We start from the raw sequence: 17,662 nt of genomic DNA, 5'->3' as shown, positions 1-17,662 counted from the left end.
ACCCATCATTTTCGTCGCTGGGCGTATAGTCCATAACATGAAGTCCAGGAAAGATTATCGATCGTCCAGCGCGGAGGTTCCCCTCGATGCACATGACCCCATCCGGGGTGCCCTGGCGCTGGCGCGGCCCCAGACCGTCACTCCCGTCCCGCTCCACGCGACGGCGCCGTGGGGAGCTCAGTTCTCCCCCTTCCCGCACATCAAGCTCGGCGTGATAGTGGAAGGCGAGTGTTGGCTGTGCGTCGACGGACTGGAACCTCTTTTCCTGAGCGCGGGCGATTTCTATCTTCTCGGAAATCCGCCCCCTTATGGCCTTGGGAGCTCGATTGAGGCAGCCCGATCTCGCAACCCGAACGAACCGCTCCGCAAGGAAATCGTCGCGAGCAGGCCCGAAATCTCCGAAGGCTCCGTCACGTACACGTGCAGCGTCGACTTCGAGTTTCAAGATTCCGATGCATCGACCTTGTTTTCATCGCTCCCCCCGGCCATGCTTGTCAGAGCAGGCGATGCTGACGGAAAGTTTCTCTGGAATATTGCGACGATCCTCGTCTATGAGATCGAGACGCAAAAGGCGGGCCGGTCTCTCGTCCTTGAGTATCTAGCCCAGATTCTTCTGGTGCATATGCTGAGGTCGCACGCCGGTTCATCCCATGAGCCCCTGGGGTGGCTTGCGTCGGTTGCCGACGATGGGATCGGAGCAGCACTACGAGCTATACATGCTGAACCGCGCCATCGCTGGACTCTCGAAGAGCTTGCTAAAATTGCGATGATGTCGAGGTCAGCTTTCGCTGCAAACTTCAGAAATAGAGTAGGGAGACCTCCTTTGGATTACCTCATTGAGTGGCGAATGCAGCTGGCGCGTGCCGCACTACGCACGGAGGACTCCCTCACGGCCATAGCAGGGGCCATCGGGTATCAGTCCGAAAGTGCTTTCAGTACCGCTTTTCGGCGCGTTGTCGGAATGTCACCACGAGAGTTCCGCGTCTCACTGCATGCGCAGCCGAAGGGGCCATAAGCCCGATAATTTTGTGCCGGTGGAGTCGTCCGAAGTTTGCAATCTGGAGTCCAGAGACGACGACTGACCTCGATTCTTCGAGGGGTACGTGACGTTGATCGGTTCGGCTGTCTGCCCGTGACATTATTGAGCCTCTTCAGCGTTGCCGCTCCAGGGTGAGGATGGCCTTGGCGATTGACGTCATGCGGTTGGGGCTGCAGCGGGACCTGCGGAAGATGCGCCAGGACTTCAGGCGGGCGACGCCGCGTTCGACGGGTGCGCGTGCTGCGGCCAGGGCTCGGTTGCGGGTCTTCTCGGTGATGGTGAGTTCCCGCAGGGGTCTGCGTTTGATGCCGGTGGTCAGCCACGGGGCCGGCGCCCTGGTAAGCGAGATCGGCCACGATAGGCACTCCCTGGCGCTCGCAGATCCGGATGATCCGATGGTGCGGGCGGCGGTCAGGTCGTGGGTGCGGCCCGGCAGGGCGGGCGAGAGCCACAGCAGCCGACCGTAGGGATCGGTGAGGACCTGTACGTTCACGCCGTGGCGTCGGTGCTTGTGGGAGTAGTCCGCCCGACCGTCGCCGAACCGGTCGCATTCGGCGAGCGTCCCGTCGAGCAGGACGAAGTCGGGGTCGTGCTCACGCAGCGTCTTCAGCAGGCCCGGTGCACGGGCGGCGAGCAGGTCCACGACCGCGGTGGTGTAGGCATGCGCGGTGGACTCGCTGATCCCGAACCCGGCAGCGATCTTCGCCAGAGTGGTGTGTTCGCGCAGGTACACAAGTGCCACCATCGCGCGCTGTGACGGGCGGAGCTTGCAGCGCCGGTCGCCCTCACGGGTGACGATCAGCATGGTCACCCATTCCACGAGTGCGTGCGGCAGGATGGATGACCAACGAGGCCCCCGAGCAACGTGATTGAGACGTCAGACATCTCCATCAACAGCTCGGGGGCCTCGCTCGTTGCGCTTCACGGCCCATCACCCGATCGGTGGCCAACTCGAAGAGGCTCAATGATCCATGCCGCGTGGGCGAGTTCACGCGCCGGGACGGTGCCTTCCGTCCCGGCGAGCGGATGCCCGCGCGGCACGCCCACCAGTTCGCTGCGCGGCAGCGGGGAAAGACGCAGCCCTTCAAGGGCCGGCTGCGGCAGATCCGGTCCGGAAGCCACGACCGCAACGTCCAGCCGCTTTGAAACGACGTGGTCCACGAGCTGGGGCGAGGATGCCTCCGTGGGTGCGAACGTCATCCTGGGGAACTGCTCCAGCGCCCTGGCCAGCGCGAAGGGGAGCATAGCGGCGCTCACGGAGGGAAATGCCCCCACTCGAAACCACACCTGAGGCCCGGAGGTCAGCTCAGCACCCCAATCGAGGAGCACGGTGATCACCACCGCCGACCCCGCCGCGCCCCTTCTATCGCGACGCCAGCGCCTCCGTCGCCGACCGCGTGGAGGACCTCCTTGCGCGTATGCCCCTGGAGGACAAGGCGGGCTGCTGTCCCATGACGTGGTCGTCGTGCCCGGCCCGGACGGACAACTGACAGGTTGGGAGAGATTCCTGGGCAGGCCGGGTCCTATGACATCCATGCGATGCCCTGGCGGCGGTTGGCCGCTTCGGCGTCGGTCAGGGCGAGTGTTGACACCACGCAGGTCGGTGCGCTCGTTGTCAGGATCGCCGAGCGGGTCCTGAACCGGCTGGCCGAGCGGGACCGGGAGGTCGTCGCAACCGTCGCCCCAGCTCACTCTCGGGAGGAGGCCGACCCGGAAGAAGCCTGCCCCCAACAGGGCGAAGAAGCCGAGTCCTACCGGCCGAGCCGGCATACGAGGAACAATCGGAGCCATAGTGGTCGCCGAACTGCCGGTGCCGGGTCATCGAGCGGTGAGGACGTGCGCCCACGGCTCATCGATGTCGGCCAGACCCAGCACGGCGACCACATTGTCGAGCATTCCGGCGCCGAACCAGCGCCGCACGGCGTCATCGTCGCCCAACAGCTGCCGCACGGTGTCGACCTGCTTGGCGTAACACCGGCGCACGGCCTGTGCCACCAGTGGCTCACCAGTGGCACAGTTCGCGTGCATGAGGAATCGCAGGATGCCCCGGTCCGTGACGAGCGCGGCGTAGGCGCCCCGCGCCGCGTCCAATGCCCCCTCGGGCGCCGACCCGGCCCCACCTGCCGCCGGCGCGTGCGCGATCAGCGTGTCAGTCATGACGACGGACACGTGATCGACCACCGCCGCGAACAGCGCTTCCTTGTTCGGGTACAGGCGGTAGAGATACGGCTGAGAGATGCCGACCCAGTCTGCGATCTCGTGCGTCGTCGTACCGTAGAAACCCTTTTTCGCGAAGCAGTCGACCGCGCCGGCCATGATGGCTCGGCGTCGTTCGTCACTCTTCGTGCTGGTACCGGCGGCAGGCATGGGTCTGAGTCAAACACGGCTTCCCTCAGCCTCCAAAAGTCACTCCGCGGTCAGAGTCGGAGGGCACGTTGCGGGGTGTGAGCGCCTCGATGGCCACCAGCGGGTTCCAGTAGTCCAGGTAGTGCGTGATGAGCGCGTCGTCATCGACTCGGACGACGGAGATGCACGTCTGCTCGTACGGCTTGCCGGTCGGCAATGCCGTGCCCTTTGAGTGGAATTCGGCGATCACCAGACTCGGGTCGACCGTGTCGTGGAACACCACGTCGTCGAACTCGACGTCAAAGGTCTCAGGGAAGCCACGCATGTGGGCGAGCAGCGCGTCGCGCCCCGTGACCTGCTTCGGTACGCCGTCCGGGGCGTACGGGAACTCGAGCACCGCGTCGGGGGTGAACAGCTCCACCCACTCCTCGGTGTGTCCTGCGGCGGTGAGGCGCAGGTGTTCGACCACGGCGTGCTGGGCAGCGGCGCGGCGGCCGGCGTCGTCCTTCTTGACTGTCATCTTCACTCCTGCGTTAGTGGTTGACCTATAACCTACCACGTACGTCGCTGCGGGCGGTCGAGCAGGAGGTATGCCTTGGCCGGTATTGCCGATGAGGGCGAGTCGGGCTCCGGCCTGGAGAAACGCGCCGATGGCGGTGGTTCAGCAGGTGGTCGGCCAGGCGCTGGAGCGGGCGCCGGACGGTGGCGGGGTGACGGAAAGGTCCTCAGGTCGGTGAGCGGATCGGCCGGGAACCCGGGCAGGCACAAAGCGGCCTGCCGGGCATCAGTGATCCATTCCTCGATCGCGATGTTCGGGCGGGTGCCGGTCAATCCACTCCCATGACGTTTGTGCATGGCTCGGACGGGTTAAGGGGGCGTCGGTGACGGCGGACAGCGGGTGCCGGTGGCGCTGTCACCGGTGCGCGGAGCTGGACAACTCTTGGGCGTCCACTGCGACCACCGACCGCGGCCCGGACCGGTGGTGCCGATGTCCGTGTAGTCGTGCTGAGCGGGGTAAACGCCGATCGAACTGTCCAGGACATCGCCGTCGAGGGCGTTCGGGTTGCAGGTGCGAGTGGCACGGGGCGGGGAGTGTGAAGGTTCCGGCAGACAAGTACGCGAAGCTCCTGGCGGACACGGGTGATCTTGTTTGAGAGTTCGCCTGCCAGGAGCTTCGTGGTTACGTACGGCAGTCCAACTCGCGGTCAGCGACGCTGGCCTGGCAAGGGCTCACGGTCTCAGTCGAGGAAGCGCAGCAACTCATCGGTGACGAACTCGGGGTTCTCCTCGACAAGCCAATGACCTGCCTTGGGCACATCCACCGCTCGCACGATGTTGGTCATGCGCGAATCTACGGTGGAACGTATCCCGTCGAGCTGTCCTTGGGCGGCCATGAGTATGGTCGGGACCTCTACCGGTGTTGCCGCCTCGGTGTCCTTGACGTCTTCATCCAGACTGCGGTAGAGATCGAAGCCGCCGGACAGCGCGTCGGGCCGGCTGTAGGTGCGGGCGTATTCATCGATCTCCTCGTCGGTGAAGGGCGACTTCTGCGAGGTGCCACCGAACGCGTATCCGTTGAATGAGACCTGAGGGTAGAACAGCTCCAGATAGTCGCGGACGTTGTCACGGACGATCGCCTCAGGGACACGGCGCTGGGAGTGGAAGGCGATGTGCCAGCTCAGTGAGCGGTAGGTAGCCCCATCCATTGCGGGCCCGGGCAGCGGCAGGTCAAGGTAGCCGAGGCGTTCGGTGTCCTCGGGGAATTGGGCCGCGTACTGGAAGGCCACCGCGGCACCGAGGTCGTGTCCGACGACACGGGCGTCTCGCACCCCGAGCCGCTCGGCGACGAGGGTGTGCACGTACCGTGCCAGAGTGGCCTTGTCGTAGCTGGTCGGGGAGCCGGCGCTGTCACCCAGTCCCGGAAGGTCGACAGCGTAGACGGTGTGATGCTCGGCGAGGTCCGGCATGATGTCCCACCAGCTGTACCAGGTCTGTGGCCAGCCGTGCAGCAGTACCACCGGCGAGCCGCTTCCACCCTTCACGTAGTGCATGCGGACGCCGTCGACATCGGCGAACTCGTGCTTGAAAGTGCCCATGAACTCCGGGTCGTCGCGGGTGACGAGGGTATGAGCGGGAATGTCGGAGGTGCGACTGGAAGTGTCGGTTTCTTGCGTGGTGCAGGCGGCAGCACCTGTCGTCAGTGCGAAGGCGAGCGCAAGGATGGCTGCCGTTCTGGCAAGACGGCTGGAGCGGCGCCATGTGGGCCACAATGAGGTGGTCATGTGCTGTCTCCTATGTATGTGGGCGGTGGGACAGCACGCGGTGGCGCCGTCCTTCGGTTCGCGGAGGATGTCCGCGCGGTTGGCGTGCCGAACCTCGGTCCCGCTGTCCCGGGTGCGGGGCGTCGCGGCGGTGGGTGAGCGGCGTCATGCGCCCTTTCCCGGGACTGCGTCGGTTCGGTCGGCGTGACGGATGATCAGCACGTGGTCGATGACCTCGGCAGTCCGTCCCTGCGGACCGGTCGCGAGGCGGCGGGAGGCGTCGGCCCGCTCGACCTTCCACGTCGAGGGGTCCAACGCGATGCCTGCAGCGACATCCTGCGGGGCCGGGCACTGGGTGTCCTGGTCCCACGACCAGGGTGCGGCGGAACCGTGGTCAACGACCAGCAGCCGTCCGCCCAGACGCAAAGCGTGCGCGGCCGCGCGCAGTACGGCCGCTCTGTCCATGTCGAGGGGGGTGTGCAGGTAGTGAACACAGACGAGGTCGAATGTGCCGTGGGGAAAGGACTCACACAGGTCGTGCCTCTCGGCCGCGATCCGTTCGTCCAGGCCGTGCGTGACTGCGAGGACGGCAAGACACTCGACGGCAAGTCGACACATCGACGGCAGTGACCCGCCACCCCTGGCGGGCGAGCCACAGTGAGTCGCCGCCGTCGCCGCAGCCAAGGTCCAACGCGGTGCCGGGCTGCAGACCCGCGACGATCTCGGTGAGTAGCGCGTTCGGCCGCGGATCGACGGAAGCGGGGCGGGCTGCGTAGAGGCCGTCCCAGAACTCGACCGCATCGGTGGTGCTCATCAAGGGCTCCTTCTACCGGGGATTGAGTCCCCACCCTCGGCCGCCCTCCGTGAAATGGCACGCCATCTTGCAGTTCCTGCAAGATGGCGTGATGAACAGTGAACCGGAAGACGTGCTCGGCTCCGTGGGCTCCCGGCTGCGTAGGCTGCGCCGTGAACGCGGCATCACCCTCGCCGACCTTGCGCCGCTCACCGGGGTCTCGGAGAGCACGCTGTCCCGGCTGGAAAGCGGGCAGCGCCGAGTGACCTTGGAACTGCTGCTGCCGCTGGCCCGTGTCTACGACGTTCCCCTGGACGACCTCGTCGGCGCCCCACGCACAGGTGACCCCCGCATCCATCTGAAGCCGATCCGACGGTCCGGCATGCTCTTCATACCGCTGTCACGGCAGCCGGGCGGCACACAGGCCTTCAAAATGATCATTCCCGCGCGGCCGAAACCGCTCCACCCGACCCCGCAGACACACGAGGGCTCTGAGTGGCTGTACGTACTCAATGGCCGGCTGCGTCTGCTGGTCGGCGAGCGCGACCTGACCCTGTCACCCGGTGAGGCGGCCGAGTTCGACACGGCCCTGCCCCACTGGCTGGGCAGCGCCGACGGCCGCGCGGTCGAACTCCTCATCCTGTTCGGCCCGCAGGGGACCCGCGCCCATCTTCGCGTGCAATAGCTCATCGCTCGTGAATGGGTGTTCTGCGGGTCTTCGGCGCCTCTGGTCGGAATTGAAGAGCTCATCTCCGGTTCGGGGCCGCCGCCCGACACCGCACCGCCACCCCGGGCGGCCGGGGTGCCGGCCAAACCGACCAGGTAACAGTGCTGGGGCGGCGCCGGGTGACGGCCCGTCCAGGTGAACGGGTAATCCGGCGTCCACGAGGAGCTGCCAGCGGGAGTGCTGGGTCCAGCACCCCCACCGGCAAGGCCGCCTGACCGGCGCCTAGCCTCGAGCAACCGCCCCACGAGCCCTGGAAATCCCGCCTTGGGGCCCTGTCCGCGAGGTCAGGATTCCGCCATCGCGAGACTCAGTGCCTGACGCTGTCGCGGATCTTGGTTGAACGGCCTCGTGGAAGATCATCAGGCTGAATCGACGGTCCGCGAAGAAATGGTGTGCCAGGCTCGGACGCAGCCGTCGTTTCGCGTCAGGTCTGGGGCAAGGTGGTCGCGACCACCTTGAGAACGATCATGTCAGCCTGCGGGGTGGGTGGCGACGCGCCAGGACCGGGGCCGGGGAATGTGCTGCCAGTCGAGGAAGCCCTGGAGCGCGGTGGGGTTCCGGGATTGCCGGGCGGGCGCCGGCGGTAGGCGGACGCCGATGCGTTTACTTGGAGACGAAGAAGGCTTGATCTTCGGTTGGGCCGACATGGCCTGCGGTTTCGCTGGTCGTGTCGGCTACCTGTCCGCACCCGGTCCTGTAGACCGCCGAGTGCCCGACGTCTCCACCGGCTCCTCTGCTCGCGGCCTGATCAACTACCTCTTCGGCAAGGGACGACGAGACGAGTACACCGACCCGCACATCGTCGCGGCCTGTGCCATGGCCGATGCCCCTGACCCCGGCCGCGATCCCGCCGCCACCTACACCCAGCTCGCCATGCGACTGGATCGCTTCGTCGACCTGCGCACCCGCGGAATGGGGCGCACCAAACTCGCCAAGTCCGTGCACCTACTCCACCTGCGGCGAAGCGCACCAGCGCTCATATCTGCTGACTCCAAAATTCCTCCCACTCGTCGGGGTGGGCGATGATGCCCCAACCTGACGGACGGATTCTCGTCACAGTGACATGCTGGATACCTCACTGGAACAAGGGAGTTGGTCTCATGCAGTGGACCGTCCATGGCGAGCGGCAGATCTACAACAACCCGTGGGTGAACCTCTGGCTCGTGGACGTCCAGCAGCCTGACGGTCGGCGGTGGGAACACCACGTGGTCCGAATGCGGCACCTGGCCGTGGCGGCCGTGGTCGACGGCCAGAAGCGTGTGCTGATGATGCGGCGGCACCGGTTCATCACCGACACCTGGGGCTGGGAGCTTCCGATGGGCCTCATCGAGGCCGACGAGACCCCCGAGCAGGCTGCCGCTCGCGAGGTGGAGGAGGAGACCGGCTGGCGGGTAGAAGGCGTCAAGCCGCTGGTCTACGCGCAACCCGCGAACGGCATCACGGATTCAGAGCACTTCGTCTTTCGCGCCGAGGCCGCCTCGTACGCGGGCCCACCGACCGAGCTGAACGAGTCCGACCGGGTCGAGTGGATCCCGATCTCTGAGATCCGAGACATGATCGACCGCCGTGAGGTGGTCAGCAGCGGCAGCCTGGTCGGCCTGCTGTATCTGCTGCTGGACGAGGCAACGGCAACCTCGTAGGGATCAGCCGTGGGAGTCCCGCATGCGTTGCTGGATCTGTCGGATCCTGTGCCCACAGCCATATCAACGTGGCACAAAGGGAATGGAACGGCTGACTATCGCACAACACAACCTCGGGCAGGTGCTGTGGATCTCCCCGGCCTTGCCGGGCGCACAGCGGACGGTCAACCGGGCACTGGCCCAGGCCCGTGCCCCCGTCGAACGCGGTATGACACGGCTGAAGTCCTGGCGCATCTGCCGCCGGTCGCGGTGCAGCCCCATCGAATGACGTCAATCGTCGCAGCCATCCTCACGCTGGAGAGGCAACGCTGAAGGAGGCTACTGCTGAACGTGACATCACGCAGGCTCGGATCAGTCGACATGGAACCAGCCTCCCGCAACGGCTGGATCGGTTCTCAGGGTCGGCCGTCAACCGCCACGACGTCACAACCACCAACCCGGCGGATCGGCGCGGTCACAGCACTGGACATATTTCGAGGGGCCCGGTCCGTCGACCGGGCCCCTCGGTTCCCCTCCCCCAGATCAGAACCCCCGCGATCCCCCCGGATCCCCCTCCAAGGGTTCTGATGCCACGTACGACCCGCGAGGTGGGGGGAGGGTTGCACGGTTGCTTGAGATTTTTTTGAGCTTTTTTCGAGCCCGCGCGGACGAGCGGACGACCTGGGGGCACGTACCTCGTCCGGGTCCTGCGCGACACTGGTCGAGTGATTGTCGAACGCGCGTATGCCCACCTGGCCTCGTACGACGAGGACGCCTGGCCCTGGTCCGTGCCCTGCGTCCGGCAGCTGATCGAGGAGGGGCTGCGGTTCACCGCGCCGGTGACCTTTCTGGTCGGGGAGAACGGCTCGGGGAAGTCGACCCTGGTCGAGGCGCTGGCGGAGGGGTTCGGTCTGGACTCCTACGGCGGCTCCCACGACTGGCGCTACGCCTCCCCGCGCGGCAAGTCGGTGCTCGGCGAGCGGATGAAGTTCGAGGCGGCCCCGCGCGGGCGCCGTATGGCCACCAGCTGGTCGGCCCGCAAGGGATTCTTCCTGCGGGCCGAGACCGCGCTGGACGCCCTGGGCAGGGAGGGGCTGTCGCCGGACTCGGTCAGCCACGGCGAGGGCTTCCTCGCGGCCTTCCGCGGGAAGTTCCTGCACACCGGGCTCTACGTTCTCGACGAGCCGGAGGCCGCGCTCTCCTTCTCCTCGTGCCTCGAACTGATCGGGCACATCGACCGGCTGGCCAAGGAGGGCGGCCAGGTCATCTGTGCCACGCACTCACCCCTGCTGACCGCCCTGCCGGGCGCTGACATCGTCGAGGTCGGCGAACACGGTCTGCGGAGGGTCGCCTGGCAGGAGCTCGGCGTCGTGGACCACTGGCGCCGCTATCTCGCCGACCCGCACGCCTATCTGCGGCACATCGTCGAACCGTAGGGCGGACCCGAACCGGAGACCCGCACCGGGCCCGCGCCGGGCCCGCACCGTGCGGTGGCGCGGGCCCGGTGGCGTCGGTGGCCCCGGTGGCGTCGTGCGGTGTTCCGTCAGGTCCGTCAGGTCCGTCAGGCCGCGTGTTGCACGAAGCGTGCCGCCGTCTCCGCCAGGACCTCGCGGCCGTCGCGGGCCCACAGGCCGTCGTTGAACAGCTCGACCTCGATGGGGCCGGTGTAGCCCGCCGCCTCGACGTACGCCTTCCACTCGCGCATGTCGATCGAGCCGTCGCCGAGCTGGCCGCGGCCGTTGAGGACGCCCTCGGGCAGCGGGGTCGTCCAGTCGGCGAGCTGGAAGGTGTGGATGCGTCCGGAGGCGCCCGCCCGCGCGATCTGCTCGGGAGCCCGGTCGTCCCACCAGATGTGGTACGTGTCGACCGTCACGCCGACCTGGTTCGCGGGGAAGCGTTCCGCGAGGTCCAGGGCCTGGGTGAGCGTGGAGACCACGCAGCGGTCGGCGGCGTACATCGGGTGGAGCGGTTCGATGGCGAGCCGTACCCCGCGCTCCTCGGCGTACGGGCCCAGTTCGCCCAGTGCGTCCGCGATCCGCTCCCGGGCGCCGTGGAGGTCCTTGGAGCCCGCCGGGAGACCGCCCGAGACCAGGACGAGCGTGTCCGTGCCGAGGGTGGCCGCCTCGTCGATCGCCAGGCGGTTGTCGTCGAGTGCCTTCGCGCGCTCGGCCGGGTCGATCGCCGTGAAGAAGCCGCCCCGGCAGAGGGTGGTGACGGTCAGGCCCGCCGCACGGACCAGCTTGGCCGTCCGCTCCAGGCCGTACGACTGGACCGGGTCCCGCCACAGGCCCACGCCCGGGACGCCCGACTCGACGCAGGCGTCGACCAGTTCCGGCATCGACAGCTGTTTGACCGTCATCTGGTTGATGCTGAAGCGGGAGAGGTCCGCTGCGGTCGGCGGGGCGCTCGTGGTCACTGGTCCACTCCGTACAGGGAGAGCAGGTTCTTCATGCGGGCCTCGGCCAGTGCCGGGTCGGGGAACAGGCCCAGGCCGTCGGCGAGCTCGTACGCGCGGGCGAGGTGCGGCAGTGAGCGGGCCGACTGGAGGCCGCCGACCATCGTGAAGTGGGACTGGTGGCCCGCGAGCCAGGCCAGGAACACCACGCCCGTCTTGTAGAAGCGGGTCGGGTTCTGGAAGAGGTGGCGGGAGAGTTCGACGGTGGGGTCGAGGAGCGAGCGGAAGCCGCGTACGTCACCTGTGTCCAGGACGCGTACCGCCTCGGCCGCCAGCGGACCCAGCGGGTCGAAGATGCCGAGCAGGGCGTGGCTGAAGCCCTGGTCGTCGCCCGCGATCAGTTCGGGGTAGTTGAAGTCGTCGCCGGTGTAGCAGCGCACGCCGTCGGGGAGCTTGCGGCGCAGGTCGATCTCGCGCCGGGCGTCCAGGAGCGAGACCTTGATGCCGTCGACCTTGTCGGGGTGGGCGGCGATGACCTCAAGGAAGGTGCTGGTGGCCGCGTCCAGGTCGGTGCTGCCCCAGTAGCCCTCAAGGGCCGGGTCGAACATCGGGCCCAGCCAGTGCAGGACCACCGGTTCGGCGGCCTGGCGCAGCAGATGGCCGTAGACCTCCAGATAGTCCTCGGGGCCCTTGGCGACGGAGGCCAGCGCACGGGAGGCCATCAGGATGGCCCGGGAGCCGGACTCCTCGACGAGGGCCAACTGCTCCTCGTACGCCGCCCGTACGTCGTCCAGGCTGTACGACCCGTACGGATTCACGGTCCCGGTGGACGGCAGCTGGTCGGTGCCCACGCCGCAGGCGATCAGGCCGCCGACCGACTTCGCCTCGGCCGACGAGCGGCGGATCAGCTCGGCCGCGCCCGCCCAGTCGAGGCCCATCCCTCGCTGGGCCGTGTCCATCGCCTCGGCGACACCGAGTCCGTGGGACCAGAGATGGCGGCGGAAGGCGAGGGTGGCGTCCCAGTCGACGGCGGCGGGCGAGTCGGGGGTGGTGTCGGCGTACGGGTCGGCGACCACGTGCGCCGCCGAGAAGACCGTACGGGCGGCGAAGGGGGCGCCGGTGGTGACGGCGAGGGGTTCGGCGCGCGGGGTGTAGGTGTGCGACCTGCCGTCGGCGCCCGGGAGTTCGATGGTCACAGGGAGATCTCCGGGACGTCGAAGCGGCGGCCCTCGGCGGAGGACTTCAGGCCCAGCTCGGCGAGCTGGACGCCGCGGGCGCCGGCCAGGAGGTCCCAGTGGTAGGGGGCGTCGGCGTAGACGTGCCGCAGGAACAGCTCCCACTGGGCCTTGAAGCCGTTGTCGAACTCGGCGTTGTCGGGCACCTTCTGCCACTGGTCGCGGAAGACCTCGGTGGCGGGGATGTCCGGGTTCCAGACCGGCTTGGGCGTCGCGGACCGGTGCTGGACACGGCAGTCGCGCAGTCCGGCGACGGCCGAGCCCTCGGTGCCGTCGACCTGGAACTCGACGAGTTCGTCGCGGTTGACACGGACCGCCCAGGAGGAGTTGATCTGGGCGATCGCGCCGCCGTCGAGTTCGAAGATGCCGTACGCGGCGTCGTCGGCGGTGGCGTCGTAGGGCTTGTCGCCCTCGTCCCAGCGCTGCGGGATGTGCGTGGCGGTGAGCGCCTGGACCGACTTGACCCGGCCGAACAGCTCGTGCAGCACGTACTCCCAGTGCGGGAACATGTCGACGACGATGCCGCCGCCGTCCTCGGTCCGGTAGTTCCACGAGGGGCGCTGGGCGGACTGCCAGTCGCCCTCGAAGACCCAGTAGCCGAACTCGCCGCGGATGGAAAGGATGCGGCCGAAGAAGCCGCCGTCGATGAGCCGCTTGAGCTTGAGCAGTCCGGGGAGGAAGAGCTTGTCCTGGACGACACCGTGCTTGATGCCTGCCGCGTCGGCCTGTCGGGCCAGTGCGAGGGCTCCGTCGAGGCCGGTCGCGGTCGGCTTCTCCGTGTAGATGTGCTTGCCGGCCGCGATCGCCTTCTTGAGCGCCTCCTCGCGGGCGGAGGTGACCTGGGCATCGAAGTAGATGTCGATGGTCGGGTCGGCGAGGACGGCGTCGAGGTCGGTGGACCAGTGCTCGATACCGTGCTGGTCGGCGAGCGCCTTCAGGGCGTGCTCACGGCGGCCGACGAGGACCGGTTCGGGCCACAGCACGTCACCGTCGCCGAGGTCGAGGCCGCCCTGCTCGCGCAGGGCGAGGATCGAGCGGACGAGGTGCTGTCGGTAGCCCATGCGTCCCGTCACGCCGTTCATGGCGATGCGCACCGTCTTGCGTGTCACGTCATTCCCTTCGTACGCATTCCGCGCCGCGTACGAGCCGCGTACGAACTGGCGAGCGTCGCAGCAAGCGCTTTCTATGTAAGAAGAAGCTAGCCTCTGTGCAGCGGATCGGACAAGACCGCGGGGGTGGTGAGTTGTTCGAGGGGGCGAACGGGAGGGGTGGGCGGCGCTGCCGTAGGGTCGTGCGGCGTCCCGGCCGGACGTAAGGTCTGCACCACTCAGCCGCACCGCTCGGGTGACTTTCGGCCAGGGCGGTACGGGCTGTGAGGGCTGTGAGGGCTGTCTTGGCTGTACGGGCTGTACGGGCTTGTCGGGTACGGGCCGTCGGGTCGGGGCTGTCAGGACTGGGCTTTGTAGCGGACGGTGGCGGCGGCGGTGCGGTGGCGGTGCAGTGGCGGCGATGACGATGGCTACGGCTATGGCTATGGCTATGGCTATGGCTATGGCTACAACGGCGACAGCGGGCCGGCACTGGAGTGGTACGGCTCTGAGGACGATGACGAGATGCGCGACCGGAGGACTTCGAGATGACGGTGACCCTGGCGGACGTGGCGGCCCGCGCGCAGGTCTCGCCCGCGACGGTGTCGCGCGTGCTGAACGGCAACTACCCCGTGGCGGCCTCCACCCGCGAACGGGTGCTGCGGGCCGTGGACGAACTGGACTACGTACTGAACGGCCCCGCGAGCGCGCTCGCGGCGGCCACCTCCGACCTGGTCGGAATCCTGGTCAACGACATCGCCGACCCGTTCTTCGGGATCATGGCGGGGGCGATCCAGTCCGAGATCGGGGGTCCCGGGGGCCGGGCGGGCGGGGAGCGGCTCGCGGTCGTGTGCAACACCGGCGGCTCGCCGGAGCGCGAACTCACCTACCTCACACTGCTTCAGCGGCAGCGCGCCGCGGCGGTGGTGCTGACCGGCGGGGCCGTGGAGAACACCGCGCACGCGGCGGCCGTCGCGACGAAGCTGCGCAAGCTGGGGGAGGCGGGGACGCGGGTGGTGCTGTGCGGGCGTCCGCCGGCGCCGGCCGACACCAACGCGGTGGCGCTCACCTTCGACAACCGGGGTGGCGGACAGCGGCTGACCGAGCATCTGATCGGGCTCGGGCACCGGCGGATGGGGTACATCACGGGGCCCGAGGAGCGGACGACCACGCGTCACCGGCTGGAGGGGCACCGGGCCGCGCTCGCCGCGCACGGGATCGAGGACGATCCCGGCCGTACGGTGCACGGCCGGTACGACCGGGGGTCGGGGTACGAGGCGACGCTCGAACTGCTGCGCCGGGAGCCGGAGTTGACGGCCGTGGTCGCCGCCAACGACACGGTCGCGCTGGGGGCGTGCGCGGCGCTTCGCGACTCGGGGCTGCGGATCCCCGACGACGTGTCGGTCGTCGGCTTCGACGACCTCCCGTTCAGCGCGGACGCGGTGCCGGCGCTGACGACCGTGCGGTTGCCGCTGAGTGACGCGGGGGCGCGGGCGGGGCGGATCGCCATGGGGCGGGAGGAGGTTCCGCCTGGGGGGATCGCGATGATTCGGGGGGAGTTGATGGTGCGGGGGTCTACGGGGGTTCCGAAGTCCTCCTGACGGCGTCCTTCGCCGGGGGTGGCGGGGGTGGGTGCGGTTGGTGGGGGTTTGTTGCGCCGTTCCCCGCGCCCCTGCAACGGCAGGCCGACTTGCGGGTGCGGGGCCGTGCAGGTTTGTTGCGCCGTTCCCCGCGCCCCTAAACGGCGGGCCGACTTACCAGTGCGGGCCGTCAGGGTTTGTCGCGCCGTTCCCCGCGCCCCTTAAAAGCGGGCTTTGTGGGCTCGGTTGGGGCGGGGGTGTGGTCTGGGGGTCTGTTGCTTGTCGGGGGCAGCCGGGGTGTGGTGGGACCGCGGCGGTTGAGGGCGACAAGAAGACGACAAGGTTTGGCCAAGGCGATCCGAACAGTGTTGGCACCACGTTCCCGCTCGTGCGGGAGACGCGCCACAGAACACTGGAACAGGATCGAGCGCCACCTATGAACGGGACCCTGGACGCGGGAATCGCCACTCTCGCTCCGGCCCGGGTGCATGCCCGGCACATCGCGTCGAACACCGACTGCGACGCCTTCGTCGAAGACCTCTACGACCGGTACGAGCCCCTGCTCCTCCGGTACGCCGCCCGACTGCTGGACGGCGACTGGCACAAGGCGGAGGACATCTTCCAGGAGGCGGCGGCCCGCGCCTGGAAACACGCCGGATTCCTGGGCCCCCGCGGCGAACACGTGAGGCCATGGCTGTACACCGTGGTCAAGAATCTGGTCACCGACCACCACCGGGCCCGCCGGACCCGCCCCCTGGAACTGATGCCCACCGAGGAACTGGACGCGGCCTGGGACGGCACGGACTCCGTCCTCACCTCCCACGTGGTGCTCGAAGCGCTCCGAGGACTGAACGAGCGGCAACGGACCGTCATCCAGCTCATGTACTGCCTGGAATACAGCGTGGCCCAGGCCGCCGAACACCTCGGCATCCCACCCGGCACTGTCAAGAGCCGCGCCTTCTACGCGGTGCGGGCCCTGCGCAAAGCGCTGGAGGAACGGGACGTACTCCCCGGCGAGGGGAAAGGCGGACCGCACGGTGAACCGGAGACCGTCGCGCCACGTTGAACCGACCGGCCGATCGACCGATCGACCGGACGCGCAGGCGCCGGTCGACGGGGCCGACGGACGGGGCCGTCATCCGACCGCCCCCCTCCCCCCGACCACACCACCACGGAAGGAAAGTTCCACCCATGAAGCGCTCCATCTCACGTATCGCGCTCGTCGTGGCAGCGGGAGCCATGACGGCTCTTGTGCCCTCCCTGCCGGCTGCCGCGACCAATCAGACCGGCTGCGGCAACCGGACGGACTTCGTCAAGGTCTGGTACAACGGCGGCAGCCAGACGGCGTGCTACGCCAACGCCGGTGTCATAGCCCCCCAGCTTCCCAACGTCACGAGGATCACCTCGGGCGACAACAACATCGAGATGCTCCTGGGCGACAAGGTGAAGACCATGTCCAAGTGGTCGAGCATCGTCGATGTCGAGGGACTCAACCACACCCTGTACATCCTGCAGATCCGCTGATCCGCTGATCCGCTGGTCCGCTGGTCCGTCGCGTCCGGAACGACGCCGCGCACTGGGCCGCCCGGCACCGGTGCGCGGGACGGGCGTCGGCGGCTCCGGCACGCCGTCAGTCCCCTCCCTTCTCCCCCTCACCCGATGACACTTCAGAAAATCAGGACGTTCGCGATGCGCATCACCCGCCCGACTCTTCCGAGCCGTCGGCTCACCCTGCTCGGTGCCACCGCGGCCGCGGCCGCGGGCCTGGCCGTCACGGCCGTCACCCTTCCCGGTGCGGCCGGAGCCGCGACCCGCCCCCAGGAGCGGCCGACGATCGTGCTGGAGCACGGGGCGTTCGCCGACGCCGCGAGCTGGGACGGCGTCGTCAAGCGCCTGCGGCTCGCCGGCTACCCGGTGGTGGCCGCCGCCAACCCGCTGCGCGGCCCGGCGAACGACGCCGCCTACCTGCGCAGCGTCATCGCGCACGTCGACGGGCCCGTGGTCCTGGTCGGTCACTCCTACGGCGGCACCGTCATCAGCCAGGCCGCCGCCGGACTGGAGGACAAGGTCAAAGCGCTGGTCTACATCGCGGCGTTCCTGCCCGACTCCGGCGAGAGCTCGCTCGGGCTGACGAACAAGTTCCCCGGCAGCACCCTCGGCGAGGCGATCGAATCGGTGAACTACACGCTGCCGGACGGCAGTCAGGGTGCCGACGTCTACATCAAACCGGACAAGTTCCACCAGCAGTTCGCCGCGGACGTACCGGCGGGCAAGGCGCTGCTCATGGCCGCGGGGCAGCGTCCGGTCGCCGCCGCCGTGCTGGAGGAGAAGTCCACGCGGGCCGCCTGGAGGACGATCCCCTCCTGGTCGCTGGTCACCACCGAGGACCGGAACATCCCCGTGGCCGCCCAGCGCTTCATGTCGGCCAGGGCGCACGCGCACACGACCGAGATCGACGCCTCCCACGCGGTGTCCGTCTCACGCCCCGACGCCGTGACCCGCATCGTGGAGAAGGCGGCCCGGACGGTCCGCCCGCCGGCGTGACCAGCGGCCCGCCCGCCCCGTCCCGCCGTCTCCCG

Annotated in this window: 16 protein-coding genes and 3 pseudogenes; 10 read left to right on the top strand and 9 right to left on the bottom strand. The window is 68.2% G+C overall.

Translation table 11 applies throughout. The features are described 5' to 3' along the window. Nucleotides 1-37: 37 nt before the first annotated feature. Entirely contained in the window at nucleotides 38-1,015 is a 978-nt protein-coding gene (locus ACIOKD_RS27145; protein ID WP_402089098.1) for an AraC family transcriptional regulator, read from the top strand. 136 nt (nucleotides 1,016-1,151) lie between these two features. Here the strand turns inward: ACIOKD_RS27145 and ACIOKD_RS27140 are convergent, their stop codons facing one another. The 6 genes and pseudogenes from ACIOKD_RS27140 to ACIOKD_RS27115 form a co-directional block, all read right to left on the bottom strand. Further along, complete coding sequence (locus ACIOKD_RS27140; RefSeq protein ID WP_402089095.1) at nucleotides 1,152-1,859, bottom strand: transposase family protein; 708 nt, start codon at nucleotides 1,857-1,859, stop codon at nucleotides 1,152-1,154. A 101-nt stretch (nucleotides 1,860-1,960) separates the two neighbouring features. Then, nucleotides 1,961-2,380 carry a LysR substrate-binding domain-containing protein gene (locus tag ACIOKD_RS27135; RefSeq protein ID WP_402089093.1) on the bottom strand — a complete coding sequence of 140 codons (420 nt, stop codon included), beginning with the start codon at nucleotides 2,378-2,380 and terminating at the stop codon, nucleotides 1,961-1,963. Nucleotides 2,381-2,857: 477 nt separating this feature from the next. Continuing rightward, nucleotides 2,858-3,355 (bottom strand): TetR/AcrR family transcriptional regulator, encoded by a 498-nt coding sequence (locus ACIOKD_RS27130; protein WP_402089091.1) that lies wholly within the window; start codon nucleotides 3,353-3,355, stop codon nucleotides 2,858-2,860. A 76-nt stretch (nucleotides 3,356-3,431) separates the two neighbouring features. Beyond that, on the bottom strand, nucleotides 3,432-3,905 hold the full coding sequence (locus tag ACIOKD_RS27125) for a nuclear transport factor 2 family protein (RefSeq protein ID WP_402089089.1): 474 nt from the start codon (nucleotides 3,903-3,905) through the stop codon (nucleotides 3,432-3,434). Nucleotides 3,906-4,623: 718 nt separating this feature from the next. Continuing rightward, a complete protein-coding gene (locus ACIOKD_RS27120) occupies nucleotides 4,624-5,667 on the bottom strand; it encodes an alpha/beta fold hydrolase (RefSeq protein ID WP_402089086.1) in 1,044 nt (347 codons plus the stop codon). Between the two features lie 144 nt (nucleotides 5,668-5,811). Next, nucleotides 5,812-6,460, bottom strand: a pseudogene (locus ACIOKD_RS27115) (class I SAM-dependent methyltransferase). 91 nt (nucleotides 6,461-6,551) lie between these two features. Between ACIOKD_RS27115 and ACIOKD_RS27110 the strand changes: the two are divergent. From ACIOKD_RS27110 to ACIOKD_RS27090, 5 genes and pseudogenes are all read left to right on the top strand, one after another. Further along, nucleotides 6,552-7,124: a helix-turn-helix domain-containing protein gene (locus ACIOKD_RS27110; protein WP_402089084.1), complete on the top strand. Its 573-nt coding sequence runs from the start codon at nucleotides 6,552-6,554 to the stop codon at nucleotides 7,122-7,124. Nucleotides 7,125-7,874: 750 nt separating this feature from the next. Continuing rightward, nucleotides 7,875-8,093: pseudogene (locus ACIOKD_RS27105) on the top strand (mobilization protein); the annotation flags it as partial. Between the two features lie 173 nt (nucleotides 8,094-8,266). Next, entirely contained in the window at nucleotides 8,267-8,806 is a 540-nt protein-coding gene (locus tag ACIOKD_RS27100) for an NUDIX hydrolase (RefSeq protein ID WP_402089082.1), read from the top strand. Between the two features lie 160 nt (nucleotides 8,807-8,966). Then, nucleotides 8,967-9,118: pseudogene (locus tag ACIOKD_RS27095) on the top strand (transposase family protein); the annotation flags it as partial. A 392-nt stretch (nucleotides 9,119-9,510) separates the two neighbouring features. Continuing rightward, nucleotides 9,511-10,221: an AAA family ATPase gene (locus ACIOKD_RS27090; protein ID WP_402089080.1), complete on the top strand. Its 711-nt coding sequence runs from the start codon at nucleotides 9,511-9,513 to the stop codon at nucleotides 10,219-10,221. 125 nt (nucleotides 10,222-10,346) lie between these two features. Here the strand turns inward: ACIOKD_RS27090 and ACIOKD_RS27085 are convergent, their stop codons facing one another. The 3 genes from ACIOKD_RS27085 to ACIOKD_RS27075 are packed head-to-tail and all read right to left on the bottom strand — an operon-like array spanning nucleotide 10,347 to nucleotide 13,524. After that, complete coding sequence (locus ACIOKD_RS27085; RefSeq protein ID WP_402089305.1) at nucleotides 10,347-11,144, bottom strand: sugar phosphate isomerase/epimerase family protein; 798 nt, start codon at nucleotides 11,142-11,144, stop codon at nucleotides 10,347-10,349. Between the two features lie 53 nt (nucleotides 11,145-11,197). Further along, nucleotides 11,198-12,376, bottom strand: coding sequence for a dihydrodipicolinate synthase family protein (locus ACIOKD_RS27080; RefSeq protein ID WP_402089078.1), 1,179 nt, complete (start codon nucleotides 12,374-12,376; stop codon nucleotides 11,198-11,200). Beyond that, nucleotides 12,373-13,524, bottom strand: coding sequence for a Gfo/Idh/MocA family protein (locus ACIOKD_RS27075; RefSeq protein WP_402089074.1), 1,152 nt, complete (start codon nucleotides 13,522-13,524; stop codon nucleotides 12,373-12,375). Before ACIOKD_RS27075 ends, ACIOKD_RS27080 begins: the two co-directional genes overlap by 4 nt. Before the next feature lie 527 nt (nucleotides 13,525-14,051). Here ACIOKD_RS27075 and ACIOKD_RS27070 point away from each other — a divergent pair. The 4 genes from ACIOKD_RS27070 to ACIOKD_RS27055 all read left to right on the top strand — a co-directional run bounded on the left by ACIOKD_RS27070 (nucleotide 14,052) and on the right by ACIOKD_RS27055 (nucleotide 17,627). Further along, nucleotides 14,052-15,104: a LacI family DNA-binding transcriptional regulator gene (locus ACIOKD_RS27070; protein WP_402089072.1), complete on the top strand. Its 1,053-nt coding sequence runs from the start codon at nucleotides 14,052-14,054 to the stop codon at nucleotides 15,102-15,104. A 415-nt stretch (nucleotides 15,105-15,519) separates the two neighbouring features. After that, a complete protein-coding gene (locus tag ACIOKD_RS27065) occupies nucleotides 15,520-16,149 on the top strand; it encodes a sigma-70 family RNA polymerase sigma factor (protein WP_402089069.1) in 630 nt (209 codons plus the stop codon). Nucleotides 16,150-16,274: 125 nt separating this feature from the next. Continuing rightward, nucleotides 16,275-16,607, top strand: coding sequence for a beta/gamma crystallin domain-containing protein (locus ACIOKD_RS27060; protein ID WP_402089066.1), 333 nt, complete (start codon nucleotides 16,275-16,277; stop codon nucleotides 16,605-16,607). Between the two features lie 165 nt (nucleotides 16,608-16,772). Then, complete coding sequence (locus ACIOKD_RS27055; protein WP_402089303.1) at nucleotides 16,773-17,627, top strand: alpha/beta fold hydrolase; 855 nt, start codon at nucleotides 16,773-16,775, stop codon at nucleotides 17,625-17,627. The last annotated feature ends 35 nt before the right edge of the window (nucleotides 17,628-17,662 follow it).

It is taken from the genome of Streptomyces sp. NPDC087844 (assembly GCF_044742785.1).
Classification (GTDB): domain Bacteria; phylum Actinomycetota; class Actinomycetes; order Streptomycetales; family Streptomycetaceae; genus Streptomyces.
The sequence above is the reverse complement of the archived record's forward strand: the minus strand, read 5'-3'. Positions and strand labels throughout refer to the sequence as shown.

Coding starts and splice junctions, on each gene's coding strand:
- ACIOKD_RS27145 (WP_402089098.1), top strand. CDS start 38: ATGAAGTCCAGGAAAGATTATCGATCGTCCAGCGCGGAGGTTCCCCTC.
- ACIOKD_RS27130 (WP_402089091.1), bottom strand. CDS start 3,355: ATGGCCGGCGCGGTCGACTGCTTCGCGAAAAAGGGTTTCTACGGTACG.
- ACIOKD_RS27125 (WP_402089089.1), bottom strand. CDS start 3,905: ATGACAGTCAAGAAGGACGACGCCGGCCGCCGCGCCGCTGCCCAGCAC.
- ACIOKD_RS27120 (WP_402089086.1), bottom strand. CDS start 5,667: ATGACCACCTCATTGTGGCCCACATGGCGCCGCTCCAGCCGTCTTGCC.
- ACIOKD_RS27110 (WP_402089084.1), top strand. CDS start 6,552: ATGAACAGTGAACCGGAAGACGTGCTCGGCTCCGTGGGCTCCCGGCTG.
- ACIOKD_RS27100 (WP_402089082.1), top strand. CDS start 8,267: ATGCAGTGGACCGTCCATGGCGAGCGGCAGATCTACAACAACCCGTGG.
- ACIOKD_RS27085 (WP_402089305.1), bottom strand. CDS start 11,144: ATGACGGTCAAACAGCTGTCGATGCCGGAACTGGTCGACGCCTGCGTC.
- ACIOKD_RS27070 (WP_402089072.1), top strand. CDS start 14,052: ATGACGGTGACCCTGGCGGACGTGGCGGCCCGCGCGCAGGTCTCGCCC.
- ACIOKD_RS27065 (WP_402089069.1), top strand. CDS start 15,520: ATGAACGGGACCCTGGACGCGGGAATCGCCACTCTCGCTCCGGCCCGG.
- ACIOKD_RS27060 (WP_402089066.1), top strand. CDS start 16,275: ATGAAGCGCTCCATCTCACGTATCGCGCTCGTCGTGGCAGCGGGAGCC.
- ACIOKD_RS27055 (WP_402089303.1), top strand. CDS start 16,773: ATGCGCATCACCCGCCCGACTCTTCCGAGCCGTCGGCTCACCCTGCTC.